The sequence below is a fragment of the Flexivirga lutea genome, assembly GCF_054778955.1.
The window spans coordinates 335,292-353,954 of the sequence record NZ_BAAGZB010000003.1 but is presented as its reverse complement, the minus strand read 5'-3'; the positions used below and the strand labels follow the sequence as shown (position 1 = coordinate 353,954).

Below are 18,663 nucleotides of genomic sequence, written 5' to 3'. Positions count from 1 at the left end.
GGAGCGACATGCACATCGAACGAGCCGCATCATGACGACGCTGCGGGCCGTTGCCGAGGACGCCGGCGTGTCGATGTCCACCGCGTCAAAGGTGCTCAACGGCCGCCCGGACGTGAGCCCGAAGACCGCCGAGAAGGTGCTGCGGTCGGCCGCCAATCTCGGCTATCACGCACGCCACCGAGCCCGGCAGCGCGCCAATTCGGTGCTGATCCTCTTCGACGACCTGATCAGCCCCTACTCGCTGTCGGTGCTCAGCGGCGCCACCGAAGCCGCCATGCGGCTGGGGCAGTCGCTGGTCATCGAGCGGATGCTGACCGACGAGCAACCGCGGGGGCTCACCAAGCGATGGTTCGACTCGGTCGCCGCCCGCGGCATCGGCGCCCTGGTGACGGTGACGACGCCGATGACCGACCTGGAGCTGCAGTGGTGTGCCGACGCCGGCATCGCGCTGGTGGTGGTCGACCCGATCGGCACCACCACCCGGTCGGTGGTGACCGTCGCGGCGACCAACTGGGCCGGTGGCCGGGAGGCGACCCAGCACCTGCTCGACCTCGGGCACCGCCGCATCGGCTTCCTCAACGGCCCACCGACCTCGCAACCGGCCCGCGAGCGACTGCACGGCTACACCAGCGCGCTGACCGATGCCGGGATCGACTTCGACCCCGCACTCGTCCTCGGCGACGTGTATGCCGTCGAGCCGAGCCTGCACGCCGCACACGCCATGCTGGCGTTGCCCGATCCCCCGACGGCGATCTTCGCCTCCAGCGACGCCAGTGCGTTGGGTACCCTGCGCGCAGCGATGGAACGCGGTATGACGGTCCCGGGCGACCTGTCGGTGGTCGGCTTCGACGACACCCTGATGGCCCGTTGGGCGCCGATCCCGCTGACCACCGTCTATCAGCCGCTGGTCGAGATGGGCAAGGTCGCGGTCGAGCGGGTGCTGACGCTCGCCGACGACCCCGACGCGTTCTCGCACCCGTTCCAGCTGGAGACGCATCTGATCGTGCGCAAGACCACCGGACCGCTCGCGGGTCAGCCGGACAGCTGAATCTCGGCCGGAGGTGCCGGCGGGGCGGTCCGCTGCAACAGACGGAACGCCAACGCGGCCAGTGCGATCGCGCCGACCCCGGACAGCACGGGCACGGCATACGCGACGTGAGCGTTCCACCGCTCGATGACCGCGCCGCTGATCGCCGAGCCGGCCGCGACCCCGATCAGCAGCCCGGTGAAGACCACGCCCATCGATTCGTTGACCTGCCCGGGCCGCACGAGCGTCTGTGCCAGCTTCATCGAGGTGATCAACGTGGGTGCGGTGGCGGCACCCGCGACCAGCAGCACCGCGGACAGCGCCACGAGGTTGTCCACCAGCAGGATCGGCGCCTCCAGGACGCACATCGCCACGGTGCCGAGCAGCAGCGTCCGCGACAGCGTCCCCTTCATCTCGCATGCACCGAAAACGATTGCCGCGCAACCGGATCCGAGGGCGAACAGCGCAAGGATCAGCCCGGCGAGGTCCTTGTGCCCGTGCTCGGCGGAGAACGCCAGGGTGACCACGTCGTTCGCGCCGAGGATGCCGCCGGTCAGCACCATGATGAGCGCCACCACCAGCACCGGCAGATTGCGTATGACGCCTGCCGTCACCCCGCTCTCCGGCGGCTGCACCGGGGGCTCACTGGCACGCGCACTGACGAACAGCAGCGACCCGACGGCGTAGAGGACCGCCGCCGCGATGAATCCGGCCTCCGGCGTCACGGTCGTCGCCAGCAGCACCGCGACCGCCGGCCCCACGACGAACGCGAACTCGTCGAGCACTTGTTCCAGCGACATGGCGGTGTGCAACCGCTCCGGCTGGCCGGCCAGCAGGTGGACCCAGCGGGCCCGGCTCATCGCGTCGGGGGCGGCCACGACCGCCGACAGCGGGTAGGCCACGAACAGCAGCCAGTGCGGCGCACCGGACATGGAGACGACGACCAGCACCGCGTCCCAGCACACGCCCCACAGGGCGAGCGGCACGGTTACCCGGCGCTGCCCGAACCGGTCGACCATCCGGCCGACGCCGGCGGCAGTGGCGGCCAGCATGATCAGGCCGACCGCGGAGACGGCCCCGGCGAGCGAGTAGGAGCCGCTGCGACCGGCGACCATGGCGACCACGGCCACACCGAACATCGCTCCGCCGAGACGGGCGATCAGCGACCCGACGAGGAAGCGCGCGGCCTGCGGGGTGGCGAGCAGCGCGCGGTAGGGCTTCAGCAACGGGGTATGGCGCGTCGCTCGGTCAGTTGTCGCCGTTCCACTCCTTGTCCTCGGCGTCCCAGGCGGCCGTGCGCTCGGCCGCGTGCTGGATCGCGTTGCGGGCTTCGGCCTCGGTCTCGTAGGGACCCAGCAGGTTGGCCTTCGGGTCGGTCTCGCCGTCCTGCTCGACCTTGTTACTGTCCACGTTGTACCAGTAGGCCACGGTGCGGCTCCTTCGTCGTGATGGTCGGGTCTTCGCTCCTTAGACTGCACCCTATGTCCGTCACCAGCCCACCGGTGCGAGCCGGTCGCATCGGCCCGCGCCGCGCCGTCCCCGCCATCATCGACCGGCCCGAATACGTCGGTCGGCCGGCGCCGGCGCCGTTCACCGGCCCGGAGGTCCGGGACCCGGAGCTGATCGACCGGATCCGGGTGGCCGCCCGCATCGCTGCGCAGGCGCTGCAGGCCGCCGGTGCCGCCGTCCGTCCCGGGGTCACGACCGACGAGCTCGACCGGATCGGTCACGAGTTCATGCTCGACCACGGTGCCTACCCGTCGACGCTCGGATATCGCGGGTTCCCCAAATCCTTGTGCACCAGCGTCAACGAGATCGTCTGTCACGGCATACCCGACGACCGGCCGCTGGCGGACGGCGACATCGTCAAGATCGACGTCACGGCATACAAGGACGGCGCCCACGGCGACAACTGCGCGACCTTCCTGGTCGGGGACGTCGACGAGGAGTCCCGGCTGCTGGTCGAACGCACCGAGCAGGCGATGCTGCGCGGCATCAAGGCGGCGCTGCCCGGGCGGGCCGTCAACGTCATCGGCCGGGTCATCGAGAAGTACGCCCAGCGGTTCGGGTACGGCGTGGTGCGCGACTACACCGGACACGGTGTCGGCCCGGTCTTCCACTCCGGACTGGTCATCCCCCACTACGACGCCGCGCCGGCGCACGCGGACGTGATCGAGCCGGGTATGACGTTCACCGTCGAGCCGATGCTCAATCTGGGCACCGCGGACTGGACCCTGTGGGACGACGGATGGACCGTCGCCACCCGGGACCTGCGACGGTCCGCGCAGTTCGAGCACACCGTGCTGATCACCGACAGCGGGCCGGAGATCCTGACCGTGCCATAAGGTCTTGGTCACAGCAGCAGTCGCGAAGGAGCCTGGAAAGAAATGACCACCACCTACCCGCTGGGCATCGATGTGGGCGGCACCGGCATCAAGGGAGCTCCGGTCGATCTGGACAAGGGTGCCTTCGCCAAGGACCGGTTGCGCATCGACACCCCCAAGGAGTCCACGCCGGACGCGGTGGCCGAGGTGATCGAGCAGATCGCCGACAAGTTCGCCGACGACATCGACGGCCAGCCGATCGGCATCACCCTGCCCTGTGTGGTGACTCACGGCGTGGTGAGGACCGCTGCGAACATTGACAGTTCGTGGATCGGCACCAACGTCGAGGACCTGCTGAGCAGACGGCTGGGCAGGTACGTCACGGTCGTCAACGATGCGGACGCGGCCGGTGTCGGCGAGTTGCGCTTCGGTGCGGCACGCAACACCGAGGGCACTGTGCTGGTGTCGACCCTCGGCACCGGCATCGGCTCCGCGCTCCTGGTCGACGGGCAGTTGCTGCCCAATTCCGAGCTGGGCCACCTGGAGATCGACGGCCACGACGCCGAGACCAAGGCCGCCGAGAGCGCTCACGTCCTGGAGGACCTGTCCTGGGAGCAATGGGCCCAGCGCCTGCAGCGCTATTACAGCCACATCGAGGACCTGCTCTGGCCGGACCTGATCGTCGTGGGCGGTGGCATCTCGAAGAAGGCCGACAAGTTCCTGCCGTTGCTGCACCTGCGCGCGCCGATCGTCGCGGCGCAGTTGCGCAACGCGGCCGGCATCGTCGGTGCGGCGTGGCTGGCCGATCACGCGGCGACCCTCAAGCAGCAGCGGCTGTAGCTCAGGGCTGCCGGCTCAGGGCTGCCGGCTCAGGGCTTGGTGTCGCCCCGCCGGCGGACGGTGCCGGCCACCCGGTCGAGTGCCGATTTCGGGTCACGGGCCGTCGCGCGCAGGGCCGGCAGACCGCGCTTGAGCGCGTGCCGCACCGTCGGCAGCGCCGTCGCGAACGCCGGGTAGAGCGGCGACAGCGGCTTGTCCCAGGTGCCGATCAGCAGGTCCTCGTGCTTGCTGAACTGTCGCTTGAAGTCGGAGATGCCGTCATTGAGCAGGCCGTTGAAGTCGTACCGCGCCACGCCTTGCGCCTTCACGTGTTGCATCGCGTGGAACTTCAGGCCGTAATTGAGCCGCAGCTTCATGCCGCGCGGGGAGACCCCGCCATACAGCTCGAAGGCCGTGGTGTCGGAGACGACCAGCCAGACGAAGGCCACGAGGTCGTCGCCCTCCCAGGCGGCGAGGAGTTGGGAGCGCTCCCCCATCAGGTCACGGATCGCACGATGGTAGCTGTCGTCGTGCACCGCGAAGCCGGCGCGCCGGCCGGTCTCCTTGTTGATCGCCAGCACCTGCTCCAGGTCCGTGTCGGAGGTGACCACGCCGAAGCGGACACCCTCGGCGCGGAACGACTTGCGGACGTTCTGCCGGGTGCTGGAGTTGAAGGCACCCCGGATGTCGTCCTCGTCCGGTGTCAGGTCGACGACCAGGGTGCGCGGGATCAGGCCGGTGTTGGCGCTGCGGCGGAATCCGGCACCGGCGACCGACGCCAGCCAGCCGGTCGGGGGTAACTGCTGAATGCGGGCGATCTCCTCGTCGTCGACGCCCTTGGGCAGCGGCGACTGCGGATCGGCCCAGTCCGGCTCGATGCTCAGCGCGATCGAGCCCCGGGTGCCCTTGACGTGGTCGGCCAGCGCGGTGAGCACGGCCGCCCGGTCGCCCTCGACGGCGACCGGGCCGCGCGGGATGTAGGCGAGGGACCTGAACGGCGGCGGCAACCGGCGGTGGAGCACCTGGGCCGCCCCGACCTGGCGGCCGTGCGCGTCCTGGACGAACAGCCGGTCGGCCGTCCACGCGTAACGTGACTTGACCTCGCCCCATCCCCACAGCTGCAGCGGATGACCCCCAGCGGACAGAACGGCGCGGTCCCAGGTGTCACGGTCATGGCAGGTGGTCACTCGCAGCTTCACGGCCACCAAGGTACCCGGGGCCGGACGGCCTGCTTCGATCAGACCGTCACGGCACCGGCGCCGCGCAGGTCCCGCACGGGTACGCCGCCGTCGCGCCCGAATTCGGTGATGTGGTGCAGGTAGACGCCACGGCCGGGATCGGTCAGCAGGCCGTCGTGGATCGGCACGACCGCTGTCGGTGCGATGCGTCGGACGAACTCGACGGTCTCCTTCACCGCACACCACGGTGCACTGACCGGCACGGCCAGCAGGTCGACGGCCGGGACCTCCGCGTCCAGCGCGTCGCCGGGGTGGAACAGCGAGGGCTCGCCCGGCGCGCGCAACACCAACCCGACGTTGGCGATGCGCGGGACGTACTCGGTGATCACCGCGTGTTGCGCGCCGACCGGCGTCACCGTGAGGTCCCCGAACGAGAACGGCTCACCGTCCACCGTCGGACGGGCCGGGATGTCCCTGTCGGCGAGCAGTCGCACCGACTCCGGGTCCGCGTGCACCACGGCGTGCGGGTTGCGCTCCAGCAACACCGGCACGCGATCCGGGTCGAGATGGTCGAAGTGCTGGTGGGTGATCAGCACCGCGTCCAGGCCCTCGACGCCCTCGAACGAGGAGAACGTGCCCGGATCGAGCAGGACCCGGCGTCCGGCGACCTCGACGAGCAGGCAGGAATGACCGAGATGTGTGATCTGCATGCCTCTCACGGTATGACGCGCGGGCCGATCACACGTAGCATGGCCGAACGTGAAGTTTCTCGGCGACCGCCCGGCATACGACCTGACCTACAACGACGTCTTCATGGCGCCCTCCCGTTCCTCGGTGAGCAGCCGCCTCGACGTCGACCTGACCACCCCGGACGGGGTCGGCACCACCATTCCGCTCGTCGTGGCGAACATGACGGCGATCTCCGGGCGCCGGATGGCCGAGACCGTCGCGCGGCGCGGCGCGATCGCGGTGCTGCCGCAGGACATCCCGGAGCACGCGATGCGCGAGACGGTCGGGTATGTGAAGTCGCGTCACACGGTCTACGAGACGCCGGTGACCGTGCGCCCCGACGAACCGGTCGGCAATGTGCTGGCGCTCATCGGCAAGCGCGCACACCGCACCGCCGTCGTGGTGGATGACCTGCGGGCACCGGTCGGGCTGGTGACCGAGCGGCATTCCCGGCGGGTCGACCGCTTCGCCACCGTCGGCGAGGTGATGACCCGCGACCTGTTCACCGTCAAGGACGGCGACGACCTCGGTGCGGTCTTCGACTCCCTCACCGAGCACCACTTCGAGCTCGCGCCGGTCGTGCGCGACGGCGAACTCGCCGGGGTGCTCACCCGGCAGGGCATCCTGCGCTCGACGATCTACCGGCCGGCAGTGGACGCCGACGGCCGGCTGCGCATCGGCGTCGCCATCGGCATCAACGGCGACGTGCGGGCCAAGGCGGCCGCCGCGCTCGACGCCGGCGCCGACGTGCTGGTGGTCGACACCGCGCACGGCCACCAGGACAAGATGATCGACGCACTCGCCGTCGTCCGGGCCGTCCGCGACGAGCACGCAGCCCAGGTCGGCAACCACGTCCCGATCGCCGCAGGCAACGTGGTGACCGCCGACGGGGCGCGCGATCTGGCCACCGCGGGCGCCGACATCATCAAGGTCGGCGTCGGACCGGGTGCCATGTGCACCACCCGGATGATGACCGGAGTCGGCCGCCCGCAGTTCTCCGCAGTGCTCGAATGCGCCGCTGCGGCAACGGAACTCGGCGCGTCCGTGTGGGCCGACGGCGGTGTGAAGTATCCGCGGGACGTGGCCCTCGCGCTGGCTGCCGGCGCCGGGTCGGTGATGATCGGCTCGTGGTTCGCCGGCACCTGGGAGAGCCCGGGCGACCTCAACACCGACGCCGACGGGCGCCTGTTCAAGGAGTCGTTCGGTATGGCGAGTGCGCGCGCCGTCAGTGGGCGGACGCAGGCGCGCAGCGCGTTCGACCGCGCACGGTCCGCGCTGTTCGAGGAGGGCATCTCCTCCTCGCGGATGTTCCTGGACCCGGCACGTCCGGGTGTCGAGGACCTGATCGACTCGATCATTGCCGGGGTGCGGTCCAGCTTCACCTACGCCGGCGCCCGCAGCATCGCGCAGTTCCGCGAGCGCGCCCTGGTCGGCGTGCAGAGTGCCAGCGGGTACGACGAGGGCCGGCCGCGCGAGACATCCTGGTGACTCCCACCTAGCCACGTCGTCGGGGCGCACGGGCCCTCAGGAAGTCGCACGCGCCGCTGAGGTCGTCGGTGTCGAGATGGTCCACACCGGCATCCAGCAGCGTCGCCCAGAGTGTGTCCCGGGCAGGTCCCGGCCGGTCGGGGGTGTCCCAGAAGCGCACCCGCTGGCCGCGGAAGTGTGCGTCGGCGACCATCCGGTCCAGCCGCGCACGCTGATCGGCCGGCATCTGCCCGACGCCCCGCCAGGAGAAGAGCTCGGGCCAGCAGTCGCTGCGCAACGGCATCAGGTCCGCCGTGACATCGAGACCGGTGCGTCGAACCCGACCGTCGACACCGGTCCAGCGGTGTGGGGCGTCATACAGCTGCTCGGAGAGGGTTCCGCTGACGATCACCGTGACGCCGGCGGCCGCGAACCGCCCGTCCCGCCAGGAACTGACCAGGTCGGAGTAGCGCCGCAGCGTCGCCTCGATGACCGGCCGCGCCCTGCGCGGATTGCTCTTGACGTCCAGCAGCAGCGTGAGCGGCTCACTGGAATCGCTGTGCACGCAACCGGTTTCGCGGATCATCGCGGCCAGCGGGTCGAGGTAGAGCCGGCGCAGGCTCCGCAGCGGGCGCGGCGCGCTGTGCCCGACGAGGATCCGGCCACCGACCACCCAGACGTCCACCTCAAGACTGGTGAAGCCGGCCGTCAGCGCATCCCACAACGGCCGGCGATGCCGGGAGTCGGCGTGGGCATGGGCGTGTGGCAGGGACGTCGTGGCAGCGACCTGTCGCCAGAGCGAGGAGCGGTCGCGAGGCGTCATACGGCCCATCATGGCGGAGCGTTCGGCGCTACCGGCCGTGCGGCGTCGGTCCCCCCACCGTCCCGTCCGGGTCGATGTGCCGCAGCACCTGCCCGGGGCTGCGCGGGCAGTCGCACTGCCGACAGCCCAGCACGGTGTTCACGTGCATGCCCGCGATGTGACCGCACCGGTCACACACGTCCGGCGCCGGCGTGTGATGTCGGAACAGCCCCATGGCCGGATGCTAGGAACACCGGCTGGGAACTGCCTCCGAACCCGCCACGTACCGATCTCCCGAGCAGCGCCGGCACCCGACCGGGCCGGGACAGCGAAGCGCCCCACCCGACCGGAAATCGGCCAGGTGGGGCGCTGCTCCGTGGTCGTCAGACCCTGCGCTTGATCCAGCCGTATGCGGCCGTCGCGAGGAACAGGATGATCCCCACGAAGGCCAGCCACAACAAGCCCTTGATCACGAAACCGAGGACGGCAAGGACGATCCAGATGACGAGCAGCAGCCCGAGGAATGCCAACATGCGTCACATCCTTGCCTGCTGCAGATCCGCGACGGGACGGCCACTGGACACGGCGTTCGGTTCGTACACCGTTGATCCGCGCAACGTTTCAGGTGCTGTTCGCCCCTACTTGCACGTAGCCACGACGACGTCGACTACTGTCCATTCCCGGCACTGATCGAGGCGCCAGTCAGCACGACCACAGGGGACCCACGCCACCGACCATGGAAGAGGAACCCGAACCAGATGTTGACGTGGGCGTGGTGCTCCTCCCTGGCTGTCCTCCTGCTCGGCTACCTCAGCTTCGCGCTGGGCGCGGTCCTGAGCATCAACGGCCGCACGCGTAGTGGCCGGCACGCGGTGAGGTTCGCGTTCCGCGCGATCCTTCTCGGGGCGACCGGGACGTTCGCCGGCGCGATCTGGTGGATCGGCGCCAGGATCAACGGCTCGTGACCGCCTTCGCCTCGGTGTCCACGGCGTCCCGGTGGGTCGCTCCGCGCCGCCCCACGGCACGGTGGGTGGATGAGCCGGCCTGTAAGCCGGATTTTGTATGGCGCCCGCCGCACGCGGCGGACACGTGGCGATCATCCATCTAGGACCACCGTTGCCGGTGGCCTCCAGCGATCTACCCGCGTGCTCGGACGGGCCGCCCTCGGTCACACGCTGTCTGATCTTGCTCCAGGTGGGGTTTACCCAGCCACGCCAGTCGCCTGGCGTGCTGGTGGTCTCTTACACCACCGTTTCACCCTTACCCCCGGCGAACCGGAGGCGGTCTGTTTTCTGTGGCACTGTCCCGCGGGTCACCCCGGGTGGCCGTTAGCCACCACCTTGCCCTTCGGAGTCCGGACTTTCCTCGCCCCGATCGCTCGGGCCGCGACCGCCCGGCCGACTCATCCGCGGGCCATCCTATCCGTGCCAGCGTTTCACCCATGCCAGCCGGGCGGTATGGCTCAGGCTTGGCATGGGGCAAGGCCGGCGCAGCGCCCTACGACGCCCTACACCATCTCGAAGCGGACCCGGTGTTCCTCGATGTTCGCCTCGGTGAGCTTGACCCGGACCTCGGCACCCGCTTCGGCGTGGCCGTCGGCCTTCGCGGTGACGGCCAGGTCGACCAGTTGCACGGTCAGTCCCCTCTCGTCAGTGTCCACCACGTATGCCGCGAACGTCTCGCCCACCCGGTGCACCAGCAGGGCCGCCTCGACGGCGTCGGTGCACGCGTGTTCGGCCTGGCTGGCCCTCTGATCGGTCGTGCGCATAATGTCCGGCAGGGTGGGCAGCGCCTCGCGCACCCAGTCGGGCACCTGTGCGCCCTGGCTGACGGCTTCGCACACGACCAGCCCGAAGCGATCGACCAGTCGCCGCAATGGCGCAGTCACGTGGGCGTAGGGCGCCGCGACCGCCGCCTGAATGGTCTCCTCCGGCTGCTGTCCGTCGAACGGCGTGTAACCGGCTCCGCGGAACAGGCTCGTGGCGTCGTGGACCAACGCCAGATGCTTGGGATCGGACCGGTCGAGGCCGCGGATGAAATCGCCGTACTCCTGGTCCCCGGGCCAGGCGACCCCCAGCGCCTTGGCCTGCCGTCGCAGCCGGTCGATCGCCTTCTGCTCCGGCGCGGGCATGGTCCGCAGGATGCCGACCTTCGCCTGCAGCATCATCTCGGCGGCCGCCATACCGGTCAGCAGCGAGATCTGGGCGTTCCACTCCTCCGCGGGCAGCTGCGGCCGGAAGGTCAGGTGGTAGCTGCCGTCCTCGGCCTTGCTGATCTCCTGCTCCGGCATCGGCAGATTGGCACCACCGCGCTTGGCCTCCAACGCGATCCGCAACTGCCCGATCTCCCGCAGCAGCTTCAGACCGCCCGGTGCGGACCCATCGTCGAGCCGTTGTTGCACGTGCTCGTAGTCCAACCGGGCGGTGCTGCGGACGCGGGCACGATAGACCTCGCTCGACGTCGTCTCCCCCAGCGACGAGAGCCGGATGTCCCACACGTACGCCGACCTGTCCTGGTCCGGCAGCAGGCTGACGGCGTCCTCACTGAGCACCTTGGGGTGCAGCGGCACGCGCACGTCGGGCAGGTAGATCGTCTGGCCACGATGGCGGGTCTCGGCATCGAGCTGCCCGCCGGGTGAGACGTAGGCGGGGACGTCCGCGATGGCGTAGCGCACCCGATAGCCGTCACCGTCGCGATCCAGGCACATGGCCTGGTCCAGGTCCATCGATCCGAACGGGTCGATGGTGAAGAAGGGCACCGCCGTCTCGTCGCGGTCCGGCAGCGGCACGGCCGTCGCCGCCCTTTCGGCTTCGGTGAGCGCCGCCTGCGGGTAGTCCAGCGACAGGTCGAGTTGCTCGCGCAGACTTTCGAACGCGCGCTCCAACGGGCCGGCGTCGGCTCCGGCCTTCGGGTCGGCCTTCGGGGCGATCAGGTGCCGTGGGTTCATGCGCCAACCATAGGCATCGGGCGGGTCGCAGCGGTCCGTTCCGCGACGGTGCGCGTCCGCGTCGTAGCCTGTGCGCGTGCTGATCCTGCTGCCGCCCTCCGAGACCAAGACTCCACGAGCGCGTGGCAAGGCGTTGGACCTGTCCCGGCTGGCACTGCCGGACCTGACCCCGGCGCGGGACAAGCTGCTGCACGTGCTGGCCGCGGCCAGTGCCCGCCCGGACGCCCTGCAGGTCCTCGGGGTGGGGGCCAGTCTCGCCGGTGACGTCGCACGCAACCTGCAGTTGCGCACCGCGCCCGCCCAGCACGTCGCCGAGCTCTACACCGGCGTGCTGTATGACGCCCTGGACCTGCCCGGCCTCGACACGGCCGCGCTCCGCCGCGCCCGTCGCTGGATCGTCGTGCAGTCCGCACTCTTCGGCGCGCTCCGGCTGACGGATCGCGTGCCGGCATACCGGCTGTCGATGGGCACCCATCTGCCGGGCGCCGGACCGCTGGCGGCCTACTGGCGCGGTGAACTGGCGGCGCCTATGACCGCACTCGCCGGCAACGGCGTCGTGGTCGACTGCCGGTCGAGCACGTATGCCGCCGCGTGGACACCGACCGGGGCGACCGCCGAGCGTTGGGTGCGCATCCAGGTGCCGGGCGCCACCCACCATGCCAAGCACACCCGTGGCCTGGTGACCCGGCACCTCGCCGAAGCGGGCATCTCGCCACGGACGCCGGCGGCGCTGCGTGACGTCGTCGGCTCCGCGTTCGCCGTCGAGCTGCACGAGCCGCGGCGCCCCGGAACGCCGTGGGAGCTCGCCGTGAGTGCCGCATGACACGGAGCGCGGCGTGACCGACTTCGCCGGTCAACTGGTCGACCGCGTCGGCCCGGTCCTTGCCTTCCTCGTCTGCATTACCGTCGTCGCCGAGATCTCCGACCACGCGGGCGTTTTCGATGTCGCCGGACACTGGGCAGCGCGGATGGCGAAGGGGCGCACGCTCGGTCTGTGGCTGATCGTGGTGGCGCTGTCCTGTGTGGCGACGACGGTCCTCAGCCTGGACACCACCGCGGTGCTGCTCACCCCGGTCGTCATCACCACGGCCCGTCAGGCGCAACTGCCGCCCTTGCCCTTCGCCTTCACCACGGTGTGGCTGGCGAACACCGCGTCGCTGCTGCTACCGGTGTCCAACCTCAGCAACCTGCTGGCGTTGCACGAATTCGACTACTGGGGCGGTTTCTCGGCATACGTGCGGGTGGCCTGGGCACCCGCACTGGTGGCGATGGCGTCGACGGTGGCGGTGATCGCGCTGCTGCATCACCGCCGGTTGCGCGGCCGGTACACCGTGCCCCAGATGCCGCGGCCGCACGACGTGGTGCTGCTGCGGGTGTGCGCTGCCGTCTGTGTGGCGCTGGGACCGCTGTTCGTCACGGGTGTCACGCCCGCCATACCTGCTGCAGCCGGGGCGCTGGTCCTGCTGGTGACGTTGGCGGTGCGTGAACGTGCGGCGCTGCGCAACGTCGCGGTCCCGTGGCTGATGGTCGTCGCGGTGACCGTGCTCTTCGCGCTGGTGGATTTCCTGCGCACGCACGGCCTCGACACGGTGCTGGCCCGCGTCATGGGCACGGGTGAGTCCACGGTGGATCTGTTGCGCGTGTCCGGTCTCGGTGCCGTCGGCGCCAACCTGATCAACAACCTGCCCGCCTACCTGGCCGCCGAGTCCGCCGCGAGCGGTTCGGCCCACCGGCTGATGGCGTTGTTGGTCGGTGTCAACGCCGGACCCATCGTCACCGTCTGGGGTTCCCTGGCCACGCTGCTCTGGCTCGGTCGCTGCCGACGCGCCGGACTGTCGATCCCGTTGCGGCACTTCACCATCGAGTCCTCACTGGTGGCTGTGGTCACCGTGGTGGCAGCCACCGTGGCGCTCGGTCAGGTCTGATCGGGGGCGACCGGCCAGGCGTCCCAGAAGTGGTGCACCGGCCCGTGACCGCTGCCGATCGACAGGGTGTCCGCTGCGCGCAGCGCACCGGTCAGATAGGTTTTGGCATCCCGGACCGCGTCGGCCCACGAGTCACGCTGCGGCCGCAGCGCCGCGATCGCCGACGACAGCGTGCAGCCGGTCCCGTGCGTGTTGCGGGTGTCCACGCGCGGGGTGTCGAACTCGGTCATCCGGCCGTCGACCAGCAACAGGTCCGTGCTCTCCGGGCCGTCGAGATGACCGCCCTTGAGCAGCACCCCGGAGGTCAGCTGCGCCAGTGCCCTCAACTGCCGGTCCATCTCGCACACGCTCGTGGCTTCCGCGACACCGAGCAGATCGGCCGCCTCCGGGAGGTTGGGTGTGATCAGGTCGGCGAGCGGCACCAGCTCGTCCCGCAACGCCGCGACGGCATCGGCGGGCAGTAGCCGGTGACCGCTCGTGGCGACCATCACCGGGTCGAGCACGACCGGCCCGGGCCGGCGCGCGCGGAGCACGTCGGCGACCGCCTCGGTGACCTCGGCCGTGCCCAGCATGCCGATCTTGACCGCGTCGACCCGCACATCGTCCAGCAGGTTGGTCAGTTGCCCCGCGACCGTGCGCCCGTCGAGCTGGTGGATCGCAGCGACGCCGCGGGTGTTCTGGGTGACCACCGCCGTCACCACCACGGTGCCGAAGGCGCCGAGCGCGGAGAACGTCTTCAGGTCGGCACTGATCCCGGCCCCGCCGCTGGGGTCGGTGCCGGCGATGGTCAGCACTGTCGGGATGTATGACGTCATCAAATCTGCCCTGCTGCCAACATGTTTCGCGCCGCGCCGGCCGGGTCGGGCGCGGCGCAGAGGGCCGACACGACCGCGACCCCGGCGGCACCGGCGTCCTGCAACGGCGCGACGTGTTGCTGCGTGATGCCGCCGATCGCCACGGCCGGCCACGGACAGCCGGCCAGCGCTTCGCGGACGCCGTCGATCCCGAGTGGCGCGGCGGCTCTCGGCTTGGTCGGCGTGGCGAAGACCGGGCCCACACCCAGGTGGTCGACCGTGCCGGCGGGCCACTCGCCGACCGCGTCGATCTCCGCCCGGCAGGAGACCGAGTGCCCGATCACGAGTCCCGGACCGGCGATGCGGCGCGCGTCCACCGGGTGCAGGTCGGACTGGCCGAGGTGCACCCCGTCGGCACCGACAGCGAGCGCGACGTCGAGCCGGTCGTCGACGATGAACGGCACGCCGGCGTCTGCGGTCACCTGCCGCAATTGCCTTGCTGTGTCCAGCAGTTCACGGGTCGTGGCGTCGTGGTCGCGCAGCTGCACGAGCGTCACCCCGCCCACGAGCGCCTGTCGCACGGTCTCCACGACACCGCGCTCACCACAGAGCGCACGGTCGGTCACCAGGTAGAGCCGCAACCATCCGGCATCGAAGGACCTCACGACCTGAGCCTTGCCAGCTGATCCGGATCGATGCCGTGCAGGGCGTCCAGCAGCTCCACGGCGAACGAGCCGGGGCCGCTCGATCGCTCGACCGCCAGCTCGGCGGCGATCGTCCAGACGGCCGTGGCCGCGAACGCGGCGTCGGCCGGTGGAGCGCACGCGGCGAAGGCCGCGGTGATCGCGCCGAGTGCACAGCCCACGCCGGTCACCTTGGTCATCATCGGCGTGCCGTTGGAGACGGTGCGCACGGTGTCGCCCACGATGTGGTCGACCGGGCCGCTGACCGCGACCGCTCCCCCGGTCCTGGACCGTAGGGCGTGCGCCGACTCCAGGGCCGCGTCGGTGCCGGCGGTGCTGTCGACGCCTCGTCCGCCGCCGTCCGCGCCGGCCAGGCTCATCACCTCCGAGGCATTGCCGCGGATGACGCACGGCCGCAGCGGCACCAGCTCCGCGGCGACCCGGTCCCGCAACGGCAGGCCGCCCACGGCGACCGGATCGAGCACCCACGGGGTGCCCGCCTGTCCGGCGGCCTGCGCGGTGGCGACCATGGTCTCCGCCGCCGCCGGCGACATGGTGCCGACATTGATCAGCAGCGCGTCGGCGACACCGGCGAAAACCGTTGCCTCCTCGAGGTTGTCGACCATCGCGGGCGCGGCGCCGAGCGCCAGGAGCGTATTGGCGGTGAAGCCGGTCACCACCGAGTTGGTGATGCACTGGACCAAGGGTGCGGTGCGGCGCAGTTCGGCCAGCAGATCGGCCACGTCGTGATGGTTCACCAGGGCCACCGCTCCTCGCGGACCGCCGCGTCCCAGAACATCCACTCGTAGCGGGTCGCGGTCTCGACGTGTGGCGCCATGCCGGCGAGCATGCCGTCGCTGCACGAGACGGTGGTCCGGTCGACGATCGCCAGCATCTCGGCGACGCTGCGCGCGAAGTCAGGGGCGGCATACGACTCGATCCACCGCGCATAGACCGGGTCGGATGACCCGCGCACCGCCAGCGCCGCACCGACCTGCTGATAGATCCAGTAGCAGGGCAACACGGCAGCGAGCCCCTCGTGGAACGGCCGCTGCGCGCAGGTCGCCAGCAGATAGCTGGTGTATGCCGTGGTGGTGGGCGACGTGGGCGTGGTGTGCAGCAACCGAGGGTCCAGGCCGGCCTGCTCGAGCAGGGCCGGGTGCAGCCCGAGCTCGGTGGCGACGGCGGAGCCGGCGTGCGCGGCGAGGGTCCCGGCGGCCTCGGACGGCGCCTTGGCGGCGAGCAGCGCGAGGGCCCTGGCGTATTCGCGCAGATAGAGCGTGTCCTGCACGATGAAGTAGCCGAAGGCGTCTCGGGGCAGGGTGCCCGCTGCGAGACCGCTCAGGAAGTCGTGGGCGAGCACCCGTTTGAGGCCGTCCTCCATCGGTGTTCCGAGCACCGGCCACCAGGTGTATGACGATGTGGTTTCCACTGCGGACATCGCAGATCCCTTCCTCCGCCGGCATTGTCCGGCTCAGGTCGTAGCGGTCGGCGACGCGTCAGTCGCCCTCTCAGCCCGGTCGTTCCGAGCTCCCGCGGGTTGTCCAGCCCACCGTAGCGGGCGCGGATCAGGACAGCGCGGCCAGCCCGCCGGTGAGGTCCCGGACCAGGTCATCGGCGTCCTCCAGGCCGACCGACAGCCGCAGCACACCGTCGGTGATGCCGATCGCCGCGCGCGCCTCGGCACCCATCCGGCGGTGGGTGGTGGTCGCCGGGTGGGTGATCAGTGATTTGGAGTCGCCCAGATTGTTCGAGATATCAATGATGCCAAGCGAATTCATCAATGCGAATGCCTCCGCCTTGCCCCCGTCGAGCTCGAACGTCACGACCGTGCCGCCACCGCTCATCTGCCGTTGCGCGAGTGCGAACTGCGCATGTGAGTCCAGGAACGGATACCAGACGTGCCGGATCGCCGGATGCTGCTGTAGAGCGCCCGCGACCTGCAACGCCGTCCGCGCCTGCGCCTCGACGCGCAGCCGCATCGTCTCCAGACCCTTGAGCAGCACCCAGGCGTTGAACGCCGACATCGACGGGCCCGTGTGTCGCAGCAGGTTCTCGACCGGGCCGTGGATGTAGTCCTCGCTGCCCAGGATCGCGCCGCCGAGCACCCGACCCTGGCCGTCGATGTGCTTGGTGGCCGAATAGACCACGACATCCGCGCCGTGCTCCAGCGGGCGGGAGAAGACCGGAGTGCCGAAGACGTTGTCGACCACGACCTGCGCCCCGGCGGCGTGCGCGTGCTCGGTCACGAACTCGATGTCGACGAGCTCCTGCATCGGGTTGCTCGGAGTCTCGAAGAAGACCGCGGTGGTCGGTGCGGCGAGCGCCGCCCGCCACTGCTCGTTGTCCGGACCGTCGACGAAGACCGTCTGCACGCCCCAGCGCGGCAGGATCTCGTTCAGGATCACGAAGCACGAGCCGAACAACCCACGGGCCGCCACGACCCGGTCACCGGCACCGAGCAGAGCCGCCAGGGCGGTGAAGACCGCACCCATGCCCGACCCGGTGGCGTAGCAGGCCTGCGCGCCCTCCAGCTGCCGCAGCCGCTCCTCGAACACGGCGACCGTCGGATTTCCGTACCGGCTGTAGACGAACCGGTCGGCCGCGCCGGTGAAGGCCGCTTCGGCGTCCTCCGCCGTCCGGTAGACGAACCCGGACGTCAGATAGAGCGCCTCGGACGTCTCCTCGAAACCGCTGCGGGACAGTCCGCCCCGCACGGCAACGGTGTCCGGGGACCAGTCATGGGATGGCGACGACGTCATGAAAAGCACCTTCCCACACGACGTCGCGCGCCATACGTCGCGTCCGCACTACGACCGCGGGATCCGGACTACCTCAGGTGGTGGGTGTCGTTGGTGTAGGCGACGCTCGCACTGCCGTCGGCATACACGTCGATCTCGGTCAACGACGCGGGGTCGGCGGCCAACAGCCAGGCGTGCCCGAAGCTGAGTCCCAGCAAGGAGCGCAGCACCACCAGGATCGGCATCCGGTGTGTCGCCACGACGACGGTGCCACCGTGCTCCAGCGCACGCTCACGCGCGGCGTTGATGCGCTCGGTCAGCTCCAGATGGGTCTCCCCGCCGTCGACGCGGAAATCCTCCTCGACGCGCATCCTGGCCGGGTCGCCGGGATAGCGTTCGCCGATCTCCGCATAGCTCAGACCGTCCCAGGCGCCGAATGCCTGCTCGTCCCAGTCCTCGTCGACCACCGGCGTGACGCCCAGGGCACGCGCCGCGGCCGCCCCGGTCTGGCGCGCTCGCGCCAGTGAGGAGGTCAGCACGGTCACCGGGCCGCTGACCAGCTCGGCCAGCGCCGCACCGGCCTTCTCGACCTGCTCCAGACCGGTCGCATTGAGCGACGGGTCCGCTCCCCCGCGCCCGTCGAGCCGGCCACCGACGGTGAAGTCGGTGACGCCATGCCGCAGCAGGATCAGCCGGGTGGCAACCGTCCGGGAGGGCAGCGACGGCCGGGACTCCTCGGTCGAGGTGTCCGCCGGCTCAACCGGGCCGTCCGGCTCCTCGCGCCACAGATCGCGTTCGACGGTCCGGCCGTCCATCCCGTCGTTGGACAGCTTGTCGGCCGCCTTGTTCTGCGCACGCGGGATCCAGGTCCACTCCACCGACCCCCCGGCGGCCCGGATCCGGCGCAACACCTCCTGCGCCTCGGCGGCCAACCGCCGCATGTCCTCGTGCTTGATCTTCCACCGGCCGGCCATCTGCTCGATGACCAGCCGGGAGTCCATCCGGACGACGATGTCGGCGCCCTCGTCGATCGCCTCGGCGGCCCGCAGGCCGGCGATCAGGCCCTGGTACTCGGCGACGTTGTTGCTCGCCTTGCCCAGCGGCGCAGCGCGTTCGGCGAGCAGTGACCGGTCTCGCGCATCGCGCACCAGAGCGCCGTAGCCGGCGACACCGGGGTTGCCGCGAGAGCCACCGTCGGCTTCGACGATGAGAGAACGCCCCATCTGT

Annotated in this window: 21 protein-coding genes, 1 other RNA gene and 1 riboswitch; of the genes, 7 read left to right on the top strand and 15 right to left on the bottom strand. The window is 70.4% G+C overall.

Annotated elements, in window-relative coordinates:
- Window positions 1–31: 31 nt before the first annotated feature.
- Entirely contained in the window at window positions 32–1,048 is a 1,017-nt protein-coding gene (locus tag ACYVBN_RS14435) for a LacI family DNA-binding transcriptional regulator (RefSeq protein ID WP_460601124.1), read from the top strand.
- Here ACYVBN_RS14435 and ACYVBN_RS14430 read toward each other — a convergent pair.
- Together ACYVBN_RS14430 and ACYVBN_RS14425 are read right to left on the bottom strand one after the other, a co-directional pair.
- Window positions 1,033–2,253 carry an MFS transporter gene (locus tag ACYVBN_RS14430; protein ID WP_460601123.1) on the bottom strand — a complete coding sequence of 407 codons (1,221 nt, stop codon included), beginning with the start codon at window positions 2,251–2,253 and terminating at the stop codon, window positions 1,033–1,035. The two genes, ACYVBN_RS14435 and ACYVBN_RS14430, sit on opposite strands and share 16 nt — an antisense overlap.
- A 22-nt stretch (window positions 2,254–2,275) precedes the next feature.
- Window positions 2,276–2,455, bottom strand: a complete 180-nt coding sequence (locus tag ACYVBN_RS14425; RefSeq protein ID WP_440283171.1) for a methionine aminopeptidase — start codon at window positions 2,453–2,455, stop codon at window positions 2,276–2,278.
- A gap of 53 nt (window positions 2,456–2,508) precedes the next feature.
- On the opposite strand from ACYVBN_RS14425, the gene map reads away from it, so the two are divergent.
- Window positions 2,509–3,372, top strand: a complete 864-nt coding sequence (map, locus tag ACYVBN_RS14420) for a type I methionyl aminopeptidase (RefSeq protein ID WP_460601122.1) — start codon at window positions 2,509–2,511, stop codon at window positions 3,370–3,372.
- 42 nt (window positions 3,373–3,414) lie between these two features.
- Window positions 3,415–4,191, top strand: coding sequence for a polyphosphate--glucose phosphotransferase (ppgK, locus tag ACYVBN_RS14415; RefSeq protein ID WP_440283173.1), 777 nt, complete (start codon window positions 3,415–3,417; stop codon window positions 4,189–4,191).
- Between the two features lie 29 nt (window positions 4,192–4,220).
- On the opposite strand, the gene ACYVBN_RS14410 is transcribed toward ppgK, so the two are convergent.
- A complete protein-coding gene (locus ACYVBN_RS14410) occupies window positions 4,221–5,369 on the bottom strand; it encodes a lipid II:glycine glycyltransferase FemX (RefSeq protein WP_460601121.1) in 1,149 nt (382 codons plus the stop codon).
- Between the two features lie 38 nt (window positions 5,370–5,407).
- Window positions 5,408–6,058: an MBL fold metallo-hydrolase gene (locus ACYVBN_RS14405; RefSeq protein ID WP_460601120.1), complete on the bottom strand. Its 651-nt coding sequence runs from the start codon at window positions 6,056–6,058 to the stop codon at window positions 5,408–5,410.
- 49 nt (window positions 6,059–6,107) lie between these two features.
- Between ACYVBN_RS14405 and ACYVBN_RS14400 the strand changes: the two genes are divergently transcribed.
- Window positions 6,108–7,565 carry a GuaB1 family IMP dehydrogenase-related protein gene (locus ACYVBN_RS14400; protein WP_460601119.1) on the top strand — a complete coding sequence of 486 codons (1,458 nt, stop codon included), beginning with the start codon at window positions 6,108–6,110 and terminating at the stop codon, window positions 7,563–7,565.
- Between the two features lie 7 nt (window positions 7,566–7,572).
- Here the strand turns inward: ACYVBN_RS14400 and ACYVBN_RS14395 are convergent, their stop codons facing one another.
- The 3 genes from ACYVBN_RS14395 to ACYVBN_RS14385 all read right to left on the bottom strand — a co-directional run bounded on the left by ACYVBN_RS14395 (window position 7,573) and on the right by ACYVBN_RS14385 (window position 8,879).
- Window positions 7,573–8,367 (bottom strand): PI-PLC domain-containing protein, encoded by a 795-nt coding sequence (locus tag ACYVBN_RS14395; RefSeq protein WP_460601118.1) that lies wholly within the window; start codon window positions 8,365–8,367, stop codon window positions 7,573–7,575.
- Between the two features lie 28 nt (window positions 8,368–8,395).
- The gene (locus tag ACYVBN_RS14390; protein WP_460601117.1) at window positions 8,396–8,581 is read right to left on the bottom strand and encodes a hypothetical protein; all 186 of its coding nucleotides are present in this window, start codon (window positions 8,579–8,581) and stop codon (window positions 8,396–8,398) included.
- A 148-nt stretch (window positions 8,582–8,729) separates the two neighbouring features.
- Complete coding sequence (locus ACYVBN_RS14385; RefSeq protein WP_460601116.1) at window positions 8,730–8,879, bottom strand: hypothetical protein; 150 nt, start codon at window positions 8,877–8,879, stop codon at window positions 8,730–8,732.
- A gap of 225 nt (window positions 8,880–9,104) precedes the next feature.
- On the opposite strand from ACYVBN_RS14385, the gene ACYVBN_RS14380 reads away from it, so the two are divergent.
- Window positions 9,105–9,311: a hypothetical protein gene (locus tag ACYVBN_RS14380; RefSeq protein WP_440283180.1), complete on the top strand. Its 207-nt coding sequence runs from the start codon at window positions 9,105–9,107 to the stop codon at window positions 9,309–9,311.
- A gap of 66 nt (window positions 9,312–9,377) precedes the next feature.
- Here ACYVBN_RS14380 and rnpB read toward each other — a convergent pair.
- Both rnpB and ACYVBN_RS14370 read right to left on the bottom strand, forming a co-directional pair.
- Window positions 9,378–9,751: RNase P RNA component class A (gene rnpB / locus ACYVBN_RS14375), an RNA gene on the bottom strand.
- Window positions 9,752–9,853: 102 nt separating this feature from the next.
- On the bottom strand, window positions 9,854–11,293 hold the full coding sequence (locus ACYVBN_RS14370) for an RNB domain-containing ribonuclease (RefSeq protein WP_460601115.1): 1,440 nt from the start codon (window positions 11,291–11,293) through the stop codon (window positions 9,854–9,856).
- A 76-nt stretch (window positions 11,294–11,369) separates the two neighbouring features.
- Here ACYVBN_RS14370 and ACYVBN_RS14365 point away from each other — a divergent pair, with 76 nt between their 5' ends.
- Both ACYVBN_RS14365 and ACYVBN_RS14360 read left to right on the top strand, forming a co-directional pair.
- On the top strand, window positions 11,370–12,116 hold the full coding sequence (locus ACYVBN_RS14365; RefSeq protein ID WP_460601114.1) for a YaaA family protein: 747 nt from the start codon (window positions 11,370–11,372) through the stop codon (window positions 12,114–12,116).
- A 13-nt stretch (window positions 12,117–12,129) separates the two neighbouring features.
- Window positions 12,130–13,218 (top strand): transporter permease, encoded by a 1,089-nt coding sequence (locus tag ACYVBN_RS14360; RefSeq protein ID WP_460601113.1) that lies wholly within the window; start codon window positions 12,130–12,132, stop codon window positions 13,216–13,218.
- Here the strand turns inward: ACYVBN_RS14360 and thiD are convergent.
- From thiD to ACYVBN_RS14330, 6 genes are all read right to left on the bottom strand, one after another.
- The gene (gene thiD, locus ACYVBN_RS14355) at window positions 13,209–14,033 is read right to left on the bottom strand and encodes a bifunctional hydroxymethylpyrimidine kinase/phosphomethylpyrimidine kinase (RefSeq protein WP_460601112.1); all 825 of its coding nucleotides are present in this window, start codon (window positions 14,031–14,033) and stop codon (window positions 13,209–13,211) included. The two genes, ACYVBN_RS14360 and thiD, sit on opposite strands and share 10 nt — an antisense overlap.
- Window positions 14,033–14,677, bottom strand: a complete 645-nt coding sequence (gene thiE / locus ACYVBN_RS14350; protein ID WP_460601111.1) for a thiamine phosphate synthase — start codon at window positions 14,675–14,677, stop codon at window positions 14,033–14,035. Before thiE ends, thiD begins: the two co-directional genes overlap by 1 nt.
- Entirely contained in the window at window positions 14,674–15,453 is a 780-nt protein-coding gene (gene thiM / locus ACYVBN_RS14345) for a hydroxyethylthiazole kinase (protein WP_460601110.1), read from the bottom strand. The genes thiE and thiM overlap by 4 nt, the downstream gene beginning before the upstream one ends.
- Entirely contained in the window at window positions 15,450–16,136 is a 687-nt protein-coding gene (gene tenA, locus ACYVBN_RS14340; RefSeq protein WP_460601109.1) for a TenA family protein, read from the bottom strand. The genes thiM and tenA overlap by 4 nt, the downstream gene beginning before the upstream one ends.
- Window positions 16,130–16,242, bottom strand: a riboswitch (TPP riboswitch). (Overlaps the previous gene by 7 nt.)
- A gap of 21 nt (window positions 16,243–16,263) precedes the next feature.
- A complete protein-coding gene (locus ACYVBN_RS14335) occupies window positions 16,264–17,457 on the bottom strand; it encodes a PLP-dependent aminotransferase family protein (RefSeq protein ID WP_460601108.1) in 1,194 nt (397 codons plus the stop codon).
- A gap of 68 nt (window positions 17,458–17,525) precedes the next feature.
- Window positions 17,526–18,659 (bottom strand): bifunctional RNase H/acid phosphatase, encoded by a 1,134-nt coding sequence (locus tag ACYVBN_RS14330; RefSeq protein WP_460601107.1) that lies wholly within the window; start codon window positions 18,657–18,659, stop codon window positions 17,526–17,528.
- Between the last annotated feature and the right edge of the window lie 4 nt (window positions 18,660–18,663).

Excerpts from the sequence above, each read along its gene's own strand:
- ACYVBN_RS14435 (WP_460601124.1), top strand. The coding sequence starts at position 32 with ATGACGACGCTGCGGGCCGTTGCCGAGGACGCCGGCGTGTCGATGTCC.
- map (WP_460601122.1), top strand. The coding sequence starts at position 2,509 with ATGTCCGTCACCAGCCCACCGGTGCGAGCCGGTCGCATCGGCCCGCGC.
- ppgK (WP_440283173.1), top strand. The coding sequence starts at position 3,415 with ATGACCACCACCTACCCGCTGGGCATCGATGTGGGCGGCACCGGCATC.
- ACYVBN_RS14405 (WP_460601120.1), bottom strand. The coding sequence starts at position 6,058 with ATGCAGATCACACATCTCGGTCATTCCTGCCTGCTCGTCGAGGTCGCC.
- ACYVBN_RS14395 (WP_460601118.1), bottom strand. The coding sequence starts at position 8,367 with ATGACGCCTCGCGACCGCTCCTCGCTCTGGCGACAGGTCGCTGCCACG.
- ACYVBN_RS14390 (WP_460601117.1), bottom strand. The coding sequence starts at position 8,581 with ATGGGGCTGTTCCGACATCACACGCCGGCGCCGGACGTGTGTGACCGG.
- ACYVBN_RS14385 (WP_460601116.1), bottom strand. The coding sequence starts at position 8,879 with ATGTTGGCATTCCTCGGGCTGCTGCTCGTCATCTGGATCGTCCTTGCC.
- ACYVBN_RS14380 (WP_440283180.1), top strand. The coding sequence starts at position 9,105 with ATGTTGACGTGGGCGTGGTGCTCCTCCCTGGCTGTCCTCCTGCTCGGC.
- ACYVBN_RS14370 (WP_460601115.1), bottom strand. The coding sequence starts at position 11,293 with ATGAACCCACGGCACCTGATCGCCCCGAAGGCCGACCCGAAGGCCGGA.
- thiD (WP_460601112.1), bottom strand. The coding sequence starts at position 14,033 with ATGACGTCATACATCCCGACAGTGCTGACCATCGCCGGCACCGACCCC.
- tenA (WP_460601109.1), bottom strand. The coding sequence starts at position 16,136 with ATGTCCGCAGTGGAAACCACATCGTCATACACCTGGTGGCCGGTGCTC.
- ACYVBN_RS14335 (WP_460601108.1), bottom strand. The coding sequence starts at position 17,457 with ATGACGTCGTCGCCATCCCATGACTGGTCCCCGGACACCGTTGCCGTG.
- ACYVBN_RS14330 (WP_460601107.1), bottom strand. The coding sequence starts at position 18,659 with ATGGGGCGTTCTCTCATCGTCGAAGCCGACGGTGGCTCTCGCGGCAAC.